General features: G+C 59.4%; 13 protein-coding genes. 8 read left to right on the top strand and 5 right to left on the bottom strand.

What is annotated here, in order from left to right:
- Positions 1-428 precede the first annotated feature (428 nt).
- Entirely contained in the window at positions 429-1,208 is a 780-nt protein-coding gene (locus GSQ93_RS17035; protein WP_158936803.1) for a DUF1223 domain-containing protein, read from the top strand.
- Positions 1,209-1,240: 32 nt separating this feature from the next.
- Here the strand turns inward: GSQ93_RS17035 and zigA are convergent, their stop codons facing one another.
- Positions 1,241-2,449 (bottom strand): zinc metallochaperone GTPase ZigA, encoded by a 1,209-nt coding sequence (gene zigA / locus GSQ93_RS17030; RefSeq protein WP_158936802.1) that lies wholly within the window; start codon positions 2,447-2,449, stop codon positions 1,241-1,243.
- A gap of 251 nt (positions 2,450-2,700) precedes the next feature.
- Between zigA and GSQ93_RS17025 the strand changes: the two genes are divergently transcribed.
- The 4 genes from GSQ93_RS17025 (at position 2,701) to GSQ93_RS38115 (ending at position 6,807) form a co-directional block, all read left to right on the top strand.
- A complete protein-coding gene (locus GSQ93_RS17025; RefSeq protein ID WP_158936801.1) occupies positions 2,701-5,055 on the top strand; it encodes a TonB-dependent receptor in 2,355 nt (784 codons plus the stop codon).
- Positions 5,056-5,088: 33 nt separating this feature from the next.
- Complete coding sequence (locus GSQ93_RS17020) at positions 5,089-5,694, top strand: MotA/TolQ/ExbB proton channel family protein (protein ID WP_158936800.1); 606 nt, start codon at positions 5,089-5,091, stop codon at positions 5,692-5,694.
- Positions 5,691-6,089: a biopolymer transporter ExbD gene (locus GSQ93_RS17015; RefSeq protein ID WP_158936799.1), complete on the top strand. Its 399-nt coding sequence runs from the start codon at positions 5,691-5,693 to the stop codon at positions 6,087-6,089. Before GSQ93_RS17020 ends, GSQ93_RS17015 begins: the two co-directional genes overlap by 4 nt.
- A 481-nt stretch (positions 6,090-6,570) precedes the next feature.
- Positions 6,571-6,807 carry an energy transducer TonB gene (locus GSQ93_RS38115; RefSeq protein WP_254073898.1) on the top strand — a complete coding sequence of 79 codons (237 nt, stop codon included), beginning with the start codon at positions 6,571-6,573 and terminating at the stop codon, positions 6,805-6,807.
- A gap of 177 nt (positions 6,808-6,984) precedes the next feature.
- Here the strand turns inward: GSQ93_RS38115 and GSQ93_RS17005 are convergent, their stop codons facing one another.
- Complete coding sequence (locus GSQ93_RS17005; protein WP_158936797.1) at positions 6,985-7,707, bottom strand: carbonic anhydrase; 723 nt, start codon at positions 7,705-7,707, stop codon at positions 6,985-6,987.
- 171 nt (positions 7,708-7,878) lie between these two features.
- Positions 7,879-8,196 (bottom strand): hypothetical protein, encoded by a 318-nt coding sequence (locus tag GSQ93_RS17000; RefSeq protein ID WP_158936796.1) that lies wholly within the window; start codon positions 8,194-8,196, stop codon positions 7,879-7,881.
- 412 nt (positions 8,197-8,608) lie between these two features.
- Between GSQ93_RS17000 and GSQ93_RS16995 the strand changes: the two genes are divergently transcribed.
- The 3 genes from GSQ93_RS16995 (at position 8,609) to GSQ93_RS16985 (ending at position 11,265) form a co-directional block, all read left to right on the top strand.
- A complete protein-coding gene (locus tag GSQ93_RS16995) occupies positions 8,609-8,914 on the top strand; it encodes an EF-hand domain-containing protein (RefSeq protein WP_158936795.1) in 306 nt (101 codons plus the stop codon).
- Between the two features lie 264 nt (positions 8,915-9,178).
- Positions 9,179-9,892 (top strand): response regulator, encoded by a 714-nt coding sequence (locus GSQ93_RS16990; RefSeq protein ID WP_158936794.1) that lies wholly within the window; start codon positions 9,179-9,181, stop codon positions 9,890-9,892.
- Positions 9,889-11,265 carry an ATP-binding protein gene (locus tag GSQ93_RS16985; protein ID WP_158936793.1) on the top strand — a complete coding sequence of 459 codons (1,377 nt, stop codon included), beginning with the start codon at positions 9,889-9,891 and terminating at the stop codon, positions 11,263-11,265. The genes GSQ93_RS16990 and GSQ93_RS16985 overlap by 4 nt, the downstream gene beginning before the upstream one ends.
- Positions 11,266-11,405: 140 nt before the next feature.
- Here the strand turns inward: GSQ93_RS16985 and GSQ93_RS16980 are convergent, their stop codons facing one another.
- Together GSQ93_RS16980 and GSQ93_RS16975 are read right to left on the bottom strand one after the other, a co-directional pair.
- Positions 11,406-12,104: a glutathione S-transferase C-terminal domain-containing protein gene (locus GSQ93_RS16980; protein WP_158936792.1), complete on the bottom strand. Its 699-nt coding sequence runs from the start codon at positions 12,102-12,104 to the stop codon at positions 11,406-11,408.
- Positions 12,105-12,455: 351 nt separating this feature from the next.
- On the bottom strand, positions 12,456-13,246 hold a 791-nt coding region (locus GSQ93_RS16975), incomplete at its 5' end, for an NAD(P)/FAD-dependent oxidoreductase (protein WP_158936791.1).

Below are 13,246 nucleotides of genomic sequence, written 5' to 3'. Positions count from 1 at the left end.
AGGCCGCGCGCGTGCGCAAGCTAAGTCATGACGCGCGGGACGGCTGGCAGCAGGGGTGATGTCGGTAGTTCGGTTGACCCTTCGATGCGGTTACACGTATGAGCCAACTTCGTTTGCATCTTCCGTGCGCTGGCTCCGCACGCTTGGGGTTTGGCTTAGCCGAGAAAATTGCTAAGCCGCAGTGTTATAGGCGTTCCATACGCGTATGCGGAGGCCCCACGGCAATTTCACTCTAGCTGTAACCGGTTTTTATGGATCGCCGAAATAACTATCAGGCTACGCGACTTCTTAATCGGGCATTCGCCAGCCTGACTTGAACCGCGGACTGATATAGATGCTCGACACCTGTCGATGACGCACCGTGACCGCGGTCATGCCAGGCCGCTTCCCGGTCAACAGCATCCTTCTTTTTACTTTCGGAGTCCGTTATGCGTGCTTCATCGATCCTGTCCCTTGCCGCGCTGCTCGTTTCCTTCTCCGCCGCCACTGCCAGCGCCGCCTCCGCGAATGCATGCAGCGCATCGAGCCCCGAGCATCGCGCCGCGCTCGTCGAACTCTATACAAGCGAGGGCTGCAACAGTTGCCCACCTGCCGATAACTGGTTGAGCGAACTCGATCATGCCCGCAAGACCAGCACCATCATTCCGCTGGCGATGCATGTGGACTACTGGGATAGCTGGGCATGGAAGGATCGCTTTGCGCAAGCCGCGTTCACCACGCGACAGCAGCAACTGACCTACACGGGCGGTGGGCATGTGGTGTACACGCCGGAGGTTTTTGTAGGTGGCCGCGAGTTGCGCAGCTGGTCGAGCGACGCGAGCTTCGAGTCCCGCATTCAGCAGTTGAATAGCGAAACCCCACTCGCCGATATCCACATTGACGGCCACCCTTCCGCGCCCGGCCACGTCGCATTCGATGCCGCATTCACCGCTCGCAAGAACCTTCCCGACGACGCGGTCGCGTACGCCGCCGTGTATGAAAACCAGCTCGTCAGTGCGGTGAAGGGCGGCGAAAACAGCGGCGTCACGCTGCATCACGACCGCGTGGTGCGTCGCTGGATCGGGCCGGTCCGCATAGTCGACGGTCACGCGTTGATCACCGGCGACTACGCATCGGCCGATGGCCACGACGGCGTGGTGGCGTTCGTCGAGCGCGGAGCGACGGGGGAAGTGCTGCAAGTGGCAGAACTGTCCTCGTGCGGCAGCTAACGATTTAATACTGTAACGAACCAAGCCACGGTTTATTCCGCGTTCTGAGCGTCGTTATCCCACACAGGGAAAGGGTCCGCGAATCGCTCCCAAGCTTGCGGACCTTGCGCCATTTCCACGTCGTTGAGCAGGCACGCATCCAGGCGCGCGCGTAAGGCCGTCTCGTCCATATCAATGCCGATCAGCACCAACTCTTGCCGTGCATCTCCGACCTGAGGATCCCAATCGTTATCAATTGATTTCAGCGATTCAGCATCTTCCGGCCAGTAGGCTTTCGGTACGGCTGCCCACCACAACCCCATTCCGCCGTGCCGGCATACGCCGCCCGCCTGCGACCAGGACCCTACATAGGTCGGCCGGCTGGCGAGCCAGAAGAATCCTTTGGAGCGCACCACGCCCGGCCAGTTGCTCGTGATCAGTTGCCAGAAACGCTCGGGATGAAACGGCCGGCGCGCGCGATAGACGAAATGCGTGATGCCGTATTCCTCGGTCTCGGGCGTGTGCTCACCACGCAATTCCTTGAGCCAGCCGGGCGCTTTGGACGCCTCGTCGAAGTCGAACAGACGGGTATTGAGCACCTTGTCCAGCCTGAGCTTGCCGAATTCCGCGATCTCGATCCTGGCCCGCGGATTCAGCCCCTTCAGGATTGTCATCAGGCGCCTGCGATCCGTGTCGCCGACAAGATCCACCTTGTTCAAAACGATCACATCGCAGAACTCGACCTGCTCGACCAGCAGGTCGACGACCGTACGCGTATCTTCGTCGCCCATCGATTCGCCCCGCGTGTGCAGGCTGTCCGCGGAACTGTAATCCTTGAGAAAATTGAAAGCATCCACCACCGTCACCATGGTGTCCAGACGCGCGACATCGGACAGGCTTTGGCCATGCTCGTCGGCGAACGTAAAGGTTTCAGCCACCGGCAACGGCTCCGAAACCCCGGTCGATTCAATCACGAGATAGTCAAAGCGCCCTTCCTTTGCAAGCCGGTTCACCTCGAGTAAAAGGTCTTCCCGCAGCGTGCAGCAAATGCAGCCGTTGCTCATCTCGACCAGCTTTTCGTCGGTGCGCGCCAGTTCTGCGCCGCCGTCACGAACCAGCGCGGCGTCGATATTGACCTCGCTCATGTCGTTGACGATCACCGCGACGCGCCTGCCCTCTCGATTGTTCAGGATGTGGTTGAGCAACGTGGTCTTTCCTGCGCCCAAGAAGCCCGACAAAACAGTTACCGGCAGCTTGTCCATTCTTTCCGTCCAAAAAGTTCTCGCACAATTGATTACGAATGTTATAACATTGCATTCGTAATTTGTAGAACTTTTTATCCATCTGGCGTTCCGCGGTCCGCACCTTGGCCGTGCGGCTTGATATGCCTGCACGCGGCGCCCGCCTGGTATCGATTAGGACTACGTTATTTATAAATCAAGATCAATCCTCGGGGACCGTACAACGTCGCCGGGCAGCGCACATCCAACACATCCATCCAGAAAAATAATCGATGAAAAATCGTACGCTCATCGCCCACGCGGCCTTATTGCTGTTTGCACAGATGGCCGCTGGGCACGCTTATGCTGCAGGTTCGGACGGCGCCGTTTCAGGCTCTGTCAGCGATAGTTCCGGCAAGCCCGTCGCCAATGCCAGCGTCGCCCTGCAAGACGCCAGCGGTGCGTCCGTGGGTGCCACGAGCACAGACGCAACCGGACACTTCTCTGTCCATCATGTTGCGCCGGGAACCTACGCGGTCGTTGTGGCAGCGCCGGGCTACGCAAGCGGCAGCAGCATCGCGACGGCGAGCGAGGGCGTGGATGCATCTGTGACAGTGGCACTGAGCAAAAGCGACGCGATCGATGTGCAGGTCAATGCGAAACGGCTAAACCGTGCGCGCAACGGCCTGCTACCTGAAACGGGCAGCAGCGTGTATCGCTTCAGCCAGGCGGATATCGATACCCTCCCCGCCGGCCAGGACACGCCGCTTAACCAGGTGTTGCTGCAAGCGCCCGGCGTGGCGAGCGACTCGTACGGCCAGTTGCACGTGCGCGGGGATCACGCGAACCTGCAATACCGTATCAACGGCATCATCATTCCGGAGCCGATCAGCGGATTCGGCCAGTCGCTGGACACGCGCATTATCGATCAGCTCAACCTGCTGACCGGCGCATTGCCCGCTCAATACGGCGACCGTACAGCGGGTATCGTCGATATTCATACGAAGAACGGCGACCAGGGTAATGGCGGTTCCATCGATGTATTCGGCGGCAGTCACCAGACCATCAAGACCAGCGCCGATGTCTTCGGCAGTCAGGGACCGTTTAGCTACTATTTCAGCGGCTCGCTGGGCGAGAACAATCTCGGCATCGAAAATCCGACGTCGAGCGCCAGCCCGATTCACGATCACACCCGTCAAGGCGATGCGTTCGGCCTCATGTCCTACATCATCAATCCGCTCACGCGCGTGAGCCTGATGTTCGGTACGACCAGCAACCAGTTTCAGATTCCGAATACACCCGGCTTGCCAACCGCCTTCACGTTGAACGGCAACACCACGTTCGATTCAAGCACCCTCAACGAGACACAATCCGAACTCAACCAGTTCGCGGTCGTCGCGCTGCAAGGGACCAACGGCGGCGCGCTGGACTATCAGGTCGCGCTTTTTACACGCTACTCGCGCACGCAATTCAATCCTGATCCGGTGGGCGACCTGCTGTTCAATGGCGTGGCAGCAAACGATTTCCACAGCGACAGCGCCAACGGTGTGCAAGCGGATACGACCTTCCGGCTCAACGAAAAACACACGCTTCGCGCGGGCATTTCGTTCCAGCAGGAACATGCGATCTTCAACAACGACCTGAGCGTCTTCCCCGCCGATGCAGATGGAAACCAGCTCTCCGATCAGCCCTTCAACGTGCCTGACTCGAGCAGCAAGACGGGGTATCTCTATAGCGCGTACGTTCAGGACGAGTGGAAACTGACCGATAAACTCACGATCAACTACGGTCTGCGCTACGACAAGATGGACGAGTACGTCAGCGCAAGTCAGCTCAGTCCGCGTGTGGGTCTCGTCTACGCATTAACGCCTTCAACCACGGTTCACGCCGGTTATTCCCGTTACTTCACGCCGCCTGCGTTCGAGCTTGTATCGGGCGAAGATATCGCGCGCGTCGTGGGCACCACCGCCCAGACATCGAGCCAGAACGATCCGGTGCAGCCGGAACGCAGCCATTATTTCGATCTCGGCATCACGCAGCGGTTGAGCTCCACTATTACGGTAGGCGTCGACGCGTACTACAAGAAATCGACGAACCTGCTCGACGAGGGCCAGTTCGGCACCGCGTTGATTTTCACGCCGTTCAACTATCAATACGGCCGTGTCTACGGGCTCGAATTTACCAGCAACTATAAACAGGGCAATGTTTCGGCCTACATGAACGTCGCGTTCAGCCGAGCACAGGGCAAGGACATCGATTCAGCGCAGTTTAATTTCGACGCCGCCGAACTTGCTTACATCAGCAATCACTGGGTATACCTCGATCACGATCAGCGCGTGACCGCTTCGTTCGGCGGCGCGTACGCATTGGGCAAGACCACCTTCACCTTCGACGGCATTGTGGGCAGCGGGTTGCGCAGCGGCTTCGCGAACACCGACCACCTGCCTTTCTACACGCAAGTGAATCTGGGCGTGATCCATCACTTCAACTTCAACGAACCGCTGATCGGCAAGTTCGACGCGCGTCTGCTGCTCATCAACGCGTTCAACCGCGTCTACGAGTTGCGCGATGGATCGGGCATTGGCGTGGGCGAGCCACAGTACGGCCCGCACATTGCCGTGTACGCGGGCATCACGAAGAACTTTTAATCAATCGGATAACTTAACGAAAAGGTTTTGATCATGCAGGATTGGGCAGGTATTACTGCCGCGGCACAGGTGGGCGGCTGGGTGGTGTACCCGCTCACGCTGCTCGCCGTGATGGCGATTGCTATCGTCATTGATCGCGCTTATGTGTTCGTGCGATTTGCAAGTCAACCTGGAGCGCGCACCCGTCCGCTGCCAGCGCAGCATGCGTTCAGCCGCCTCGATGCAACGGTGACAGCGCCAGCCGGAACACCGTTATGGCTAGTCGAAGCCCGGGCTCAATCGGTCGCAACGCGTATCGAACGGGATATGAGCCGCGGCTTCTGGGTACTGGAGACTATTGTGACGGCTGCGCCCTTGCTCGGGTTGCTGGGGACCATTGTCGGAATGATGCATTCGTTCCAGCTATTCGGCGGCAACCGCCTCGTTAATCCTGGCGGTGTGACGGGTGGCGTGGCGCAATCGTTGATAGCCACGGCCATCGGATTGGTCGTCGCGTTGTTCGCGCTTTTCGCGTTCAATTATTTCTCGCGACGCCTTGAACGCCTGATCGATGACCTCGAAGTGCGTGCCAACGAACGCCTCGGCGAGATTCGGCTCAAAGCCGAAAGCGCCGGACCAGTGGCCGGAGACGCGCAATGAAGTTCCGGCGCTCGCGGGCGTCGAAGCGTGGGCGCATCGAGATCATTCCGATGATCGACGTGATGTTTTTCTTGCTCGCGACCTTCATGTTGGCGTCGCTGGCTATGCAACGGCTGGACGCCGTCAAGGTCGATTTGCCGTCGGGACAGGCACAGCAGATGTCCGAGGATCAGCCACTGACACTGGCGGTCGATCGCGCGAACGCGGTCTTTCTGGATCGTCAGCCCGTGCGTCTCGATCAGGTGGAAGCCGGCGTCAGGCGGCTTCTCAAACCGGACCGGAACGTGGTCATTGCTGCGGACGCCGCCGCGGCACACGGAACCGTCGTTCAGGCCATGCTGGCTGCGCGCCGCGCGGGCGCGGCGCATTTCCTGATGGCAATCGATCGTGAGTAGCGGGATGGGGAGACGGGCAGGTTTGATGGATGCGGCACGAATCAGATTCAGCGTCGCCCTTCTGATTGCATTTGTGCTTTGGGCCGTGCTGCTGACCCGATTTGTGAACCCGCTCTTGCGGCCTCTGCCGAGCACCGCCGTCCCGGTGCAAACGACTATGGAAATGCGTCTTGTCGAGTTGCCTACGCCCGCGGCAAATGCGCGTGCTGTTGCCGCTCCGGCGCCCGCTGCAGCAGTCACTCGGCAAGCTCACGCACGACGAGATCCAACGCCGGCCCGAGTAGTGAAACCGCACGAAATCGAGCATGCGTCCCCAGAGCCCGCGATTGCGAAAACGGACCAACCTGCACCGTCACTGTCTCCGGAGGCAAGCCCCTCAGCGACATCCACTACGGCTGTGACAACGTCGTCATCTTCCGCATCGACGAGCAATACGGCGACCCCGTCAGCGGGGTCCGCCGCACGCGTCATCAGCCAGCCCATGCCTTCTCTCCCCGACGATCTTCGCGAGGATGCTTATCAGGCCATTGCCGTCGCGCGCTTCGATATCCACGCGGATGGAACGATTGAAGTAGAACTTTCGAAGCCGACGCAAAACCCTCGCCTGAATGCGTTACTGCTTGAAACGCTGAGCAAATGGCGATTTTTCCCCGCGATGCAAGGCGGACATCCCGTGGAGAGTCATCAGGACGTGCGGGTGCATTTCAACGTGAGTTAAACCCATGCTGTTAGCGGGAGCAGCGGAGGCATCGGTCGTTCATTGTCTCCGCTCGCCGCGACCGCGCGACGGATTGGTAAGCAGCCGTCTTTACAAGCGCGCCTGCCGGCCGCGAGTCGATCAACGCCCGGACGAACTCGAATGCATTGTTGATCGACTCAAACCCGGGTGATCGCTTCAATCAACCACCCGGACCTTCCCCGACGCGAGATCGTATATCGCTCCAACCACGTGCACCCTGCCTGCTCTCACATACTCTCCGATGAGCGGCTTCGATACCCTCAGCCGATTGACGTTCAGCCGCACATTTTCGATAGTGGCATCCGCCACCAGATCGCCGTGTCCATGCGTCCTGGCGATCTTGACGGCCGGCCTGATCGCCCTGACCAGTTCGGGCAAATGTCCCGGTAAGACGGCCCCTTCACGGATCACCTTGACCGCGGCCGAGACCGCACCGCAATGCGTATGTCCAAGCACCACGATCAACGGTACCCCCAGGAACTTCACCCCGTATTCCAGGCTGGCGAGGCCATCGTCGTTCACGAAATTGCCAGCGACCCGTACGACGAACAGATCGCCCGGGCCTTGATCGAACGCCAATTCAGGCGAAACCCTCGAATCCGCGCAGCCGAGAATAGCTGCAATGGGAAATTGCGCCGTGACGCGTGCCGCCCGGCCCGCGGAATAGTCCTTGTTTGCAGGGGTATTAGCAGCATATCGCTCGTTGCCCTGCAGCAGGCGAGCGAGTGCATCCGAGGGTGCAATCGCGTTAGGACCGGGTGCCGTTGAAGGTTGATCTGCACGCGCATCGTGCAACGAAAATGTAGCGACGGCTGCGGACGCCACACCAGCGAACAGAACGCGCCGCCGAGACAGAGAACACATCGAATGAACGCACATGGATCACCTCCTTCAGAGGAATAAATGCCGCACCTATCGCCGGACGCAGATGCACGTCCCACGCGCTCCGATAGTGCGTCAACCGGGCCCGGGCGAGCGTACTCTTCACCTCGTTGCACATCAATTACGGCCGCGTCAATCACGGCTGCCGAACCAAACGCTTCGACCCGCTCATTGCATCCCGGCGACAGGAACCATCGTGACGGGTTGTACGTACCTTACGTTCGCCGCTGGCACGGCAGCGTAGGCACCGTGCATCGGCACATAGACCACTGGCCTCGGTGCCGGCACGGGGACCTCAACGACAGGAGTTGCGGGCACCACCGCGACATACCTGGGCTGAACTGGAACGGTGTAATAAACAGGTCGTGGCGGTACATACACCACCGACGGTCCGGCGTAGACCACAAATGTTCGTGCTTCAGCGCCGGTGGAGAGCATCAGGCCGAACGCGGTGGCGGCGGATGCACTGATAAGACGAATATTCATGTGAATTCCCTTCGATTCGATCGGCCGGTCTCGTCTTCTTTGGAAGCCGCTCCGCCGGGGGATCGCATTGCTTCAGGGCCTTGCGAATCTGTTGAAGCGCTCGTAGCGCCGACCACCGAAAGATACGCAAACCGCCGTTAAAAACCACGTCAAAACATATTTCATTCGATGTCACGGGTCATCGGCGTTTAGACGCTGCGGCAAGCATTTTTGTAGGGAGCAGATGCTTAGTTACCCGTTCTACGCATGACATGCGGCGACATGATTCGTAGCCGGTTTGTCATTCATTTTCCAGTGGTGGTCGATAAGCTTCGGTCTGCCATTGATCGGGACCGCTTCAAAAGGTAAAAGGCAAACGCCGCAACCCATGGCACACAAACCCTTCATTCACCGGAATTCACTGGAGAACACCATGAAAAACACGATAGCCATCCTCGTCCTGTCTATCGCCGCCTCCTTCGCCAGCACGGGCGCCATGGCGCAAACCGCGCCGCAAGCCACGGTCAGCCCGCAACGCATGGAGCGCGCGATGCAGCAATTGCAGGCGCGCTTTGCTGCGGCCAACACCACGCACGATGGCAAGCTGACTCAGGCGCAAGCAGCGCAAGGCATGCCGATGGTCGCGCAGAACTTCGATCAGATCGACACGCAAAAAACCGGCTACATCACGCTGCCGCAGATCGAGCAATTCATGCAGCAGCGCGCGACATCGCACTGACGGCAGCACGGCAACAGGTGGAAGCTTTTTGTTCTGTGCGTACTGGATTATCGTCTTGGAAACTAAGGTCCGCTTTGCCTTCTTCTTGTGGCCAGCGTGGTGCCCATCCTGACGCTCGCCCGTTGCGTGACAGTAGGCCACTGCTTGAAACAGCGGGAGGCGAATGCGCAAAACCAGTTTGAAAGCCTGCCGCCCCGAGCACTGCTACAGCGGCTTGCCGAACGTCATGAAGCCCGACCGTCCGACGCACCGAAGGAGGCATGAATGGAGAGTCAGCCGAAGATCATTGTTCTCGACGATGAAGCCGAGTTGCGCAACATGCTGCAGCGTTTCCTGAGCAGCCACGGGTTCGAAGTCCGGGTGGTCGCCGACAGCAAGCGGCTTGATCGCTATCTGCAGCGCGAGCCGTTCGATTTGCTGATTCTCGACCTGATGATGGAGCAGGAGGATGGGCTATCAGTCTGCCGGCGCTTGCGTGCCGAAGGACAGACGCTGCCCATTCTCATCCTCACCGCCAAAGGCGATCCCGTCGACAAGGTCATTGGTCTCGAAACCGGCGCCGACGACTACCTCGCCAAACCGTTCCTGCCGCGTGAACTCGTTGCACGCGTTCGCGCGCTGCTGAGACGCCAGAAGATCGCGGCGGGCGAGCCTGTGCTTAGATCGCAGACCGTGCGTTTCGGCGACTATTGCCTCGATCTCGGCAAACAACGCCTGTACAAGTCGGGGGAGTTGTTCGAGATTCATTCGACCCAGATGCTGCTATTGAATGCTCTGGGCGCCTCACCTAACCGGCCTGTCAGCCGCGACAACCTGATCGCCCGCTCACGCGGACGCGACCACGACGCGCTCGATCGCAGTATCGATGTGCAGGTACTGCGGCTGCGGCAGATCGTGGAGGCCGATCCGTCGAAACCGCGCTTCGTCAAGACGGTGTGGGGCGTGGGCTACATGCTGGTCGCGGAAGTCGAACCATGATCCGGCGCACGGGCCACATCACATTGCCGCGCTCGTTGTTCGCACGCAATATCGCGCTCCTCGTGGCGCTGGTCATTGTCAGTCAGATTAGTTCGTTAAGCGTACTAATGCATTTCGTTCAGAGACCGCGGATCGAACGCGCCGCTGAGACTTTCGCGATTTACGTGCAAACACTCGATGACCTGTTGAAGACCTCCGCGCCTGACGCACGGAGCGGACTTGCGGTTCGCTTCGAAGCCAGCCGGCAATTCCCCGCCAGCGCCGCCTCCGAACCTTCGGTGACATGGCGCAATTTCTATCGAACTTATCAGCGCGCGGTTTTCATCGATACCTTACGCGAGCATTTGCCCGCGGGCATGGAAGTTCAATGGCAAACAGAAGGCGAGCAACGGCTTTGGATACGCGCGCATCTCGGTCAAGAGCCTTACTGGATCGCCCTGCCCGTTCCCGAAGCCGCGCACAACGACGGCATGCTCTCCGCTATCGCGCTGTCGCTTGCGCTCGCTGCGCTTGCCATCGTCACCGCGTACCTGATCCAGCGCCATATCAACCGGCCGTTGCGAGATCTCGCCAACGCAGCGCATCGCCTGAGCTCAGGAGAAGCGCCGCAACCGCTGCGCATAGATGGACCAACCGAGATCGCGCAAGTCAGCGTCGCATTCAACCGGATGGTCCACGCTTTGCAGGAAGCTGACGCGACCCGTTCGCTGATGCTCGCCGGTATCTCCCACGATATCCGCACGCCGTTGACCAAGCTGCGTCTGGCTGTGGCGATGACAACACCATCGGAAGAACATGATGAACTCGCGGTATCGACGGATCATTATCTCGATCAGATCGACGCGATTCTCCAGCAGTTCATGGACTATGCCGGTAGCGGCACGCGCGAAGCGGCCGAGGTCGGCGACCTGAATGCGCTGGTGAATAGTCTTGCCGCCGACTTCGCGGGCCTTGGTCACGTGTTCGAACTCACTCTCGGCGACTTGCAGCCGTTCCCGTTCCGTCCTATCAGCGTCATGCGCGTGCTGATGAACCTGATGCAGAACGCGGTGCTGTACGGCCGCGTGGGGCTATCGGCGCGGACATGGACCGACGATGTCAGTCACACCGCGTACGTGGAAGTCGCCGATCGCGGCAAAGGCGTGAATGGTGACGATCCAAATGAGTTGAAAGCGCCGTTCAAACGGGGGCGATCGACAGGCGCGCATCCGGGAGGGACGGGGTTGGGTCTGGCTATCGTCGAAAGAATCGCGAAGCTGCATGGCGGTGAACTTCAGTTGGTGCAACGTGAAGGCGGCGGGTTTGCAGCTATTGTCTCTTTGACAACGAGACCAGGAAATCAGCGGTCCCAAGAGGGACGCGGCGCGGCTTAGAAGCCCCCGCAACGAACTGCCAGCCGCCGGCGCGGCGGATCGCGTGGTGCGAGATAGAAGCCGGACACGATGCGATGACCAGCGCGCCCGACGCGCGTGCCGCCAAATTGCTTCGGTATTCGTTCTTGTACGCGACGTAATCAGGCAGATTGGGCTATCGCTGCACGCACCGCGCGGCAGTGCCGCACAAGCTCGGGCCGCGTCAAAACGAACTGCTTGAGCGGCGTGTCGATATCGTAGAAAAAGATATTCGCCACGAAGCCATAAACGCTGGCGTCAACACTCGTAGGCTTCGCGCCGAACAGAAATTCACTGTCGCCCAGCAGGTTCGAAATCACCTGCAAATCAGCGATCCCTCGCGCATAGACGTCGTCGGGTTCAAAACGGCCGATGCCTTGATATCGATACCGCTCGAAGTTGTATTGCCTCGCCGCGTCAAGGCTGTCTGCTGTAATCCCCGGATGAGCCGACAGGAACGCGTCCTTGAACATCGGCCAGAAACGCGGATCACTCCAGCGCGAATACGACATGACCCAATACAGATCGTCAAGCGCCCGCCTGATCAGAAAGCTCAGGTCATGCTGGATGGGTGTCATCGTATCGTCAACATCGAGGCCGTACTTCCGCCTGAGATAAGCGATGATGGCGTCGCTGTCGCCAATCGATTCCGTATCGTCGGTCACGTAGGGAAGCTGTCCGCGAGGCGCGGATCTTGTATCGAGGATATGCCGGTGCTCGAAAGGCAAAGCACTGAGCTTGAGGAATGCGAATACCTTCAGACCATACGGATTGTTGTCTTCGAGACCGTAGAGTTCCGGGTATGAAAAGAGGGTGATCATGCAACGCTCCCTAAGAGGATGCTGAGGATGCTGCTTGGCAGACGTGAACGTACGCCTCCCTAGTCTATGCCAGCCGATCGCTCAAGCGGTCGGACAGGAGAACGCGGCAAATACCGTGAAAACCCGTACCTGCGGCAAGAACGATCGGTTCAACGGTCTGCGAGGCCGCGCTGCTCCTGGACGGAGCGGGGCAATCGGAAGAGGAGTTGAGGCAACAGGTACTCGAGATTGTCGCGCCGGACTTGCGGAGAGGATCGCGGCGATTGCGGGGCAAGCGGCGGTCTCTTAGAAAGAGACCTTGCGGCAGATGATGTGCGCCGAAGTTTTCCCGTTGCAAGGCAACGGGAAAACTCACTCCTGATGCGCCGAACCCGTCGCAATACGCTCGGCCAAACCGGCGTCGTAGCTGGAATGGACGTGCACCCGTTTCTTGTCAGGATACGCGTACGTGTAGGCCTTCCTCAGCGCTAGCGACGCTTCATGAAAGCCAGAAAGAATCAGCTTTTGCTTGTTCGGATAGATCGCGATGTCTCCCACCGCGAAGATCCCCGCTCGCGAGCTTTCGTAGTTCGACGTATCCACATCGACGCGGCCGCCGGTGATTTTCAAACTCCAATTCGCAATCGGCCCAAGGTCTGCGACCAGACCGTACAGCACCACCAGATGATCCGCATCGATCTGCACGGTGCCGCCAATCTGCCGGATTTCGATCGAGGTCAGCTTGTTTTCGGGTGCGGACAGCGCGGCGATAGAACCGACCATGAACTCCATTTCTCCGGCATCGACCGCGCGCCTCATCTCGTCGACACTCGATGCCACCGCGCTGAACCCATTGCGCCGATGCACCAGTACGACTCGGCGCGCGACCTGGCGCAAGGCCAGCGCCCAATCGAGTGCGGAGTCACCGCCGCCCGCGACTATTACGGTCTTATCGGTGAAATTGGCGAGATTGCGCACGCTGTAGTGGACGTGGCTGTCTTCAAGCGGTACGGCTTCGGCGAGTGCGAGGCGTTGCGGTACGAACGCACCGTTGCCGGCGGCCAGCATGATCGCGGCGGTATCGAAAACAAGCCCTTGGCCGGTCGTGACAGTCCACCGGCCGTCTTCGCGCTGCTGAACGGTTTCGACTCGTTGACCTAAGT

Origin of the sequence: Burkholderia sp. S171, from assembly GCF_009766085.1 — a bacterium.
Taxonomy (GTDB): Bacteria; Pseudomonadota; Gammaproteobacteria; order Burkholderiales; family Burkholderiaceae; genus Caballeronia.
The sequence above is the reverse complement of the archived record's forward strand: the minus strand, read 5'-3'. Positions and strand labels throughout refer to the sequence as shown.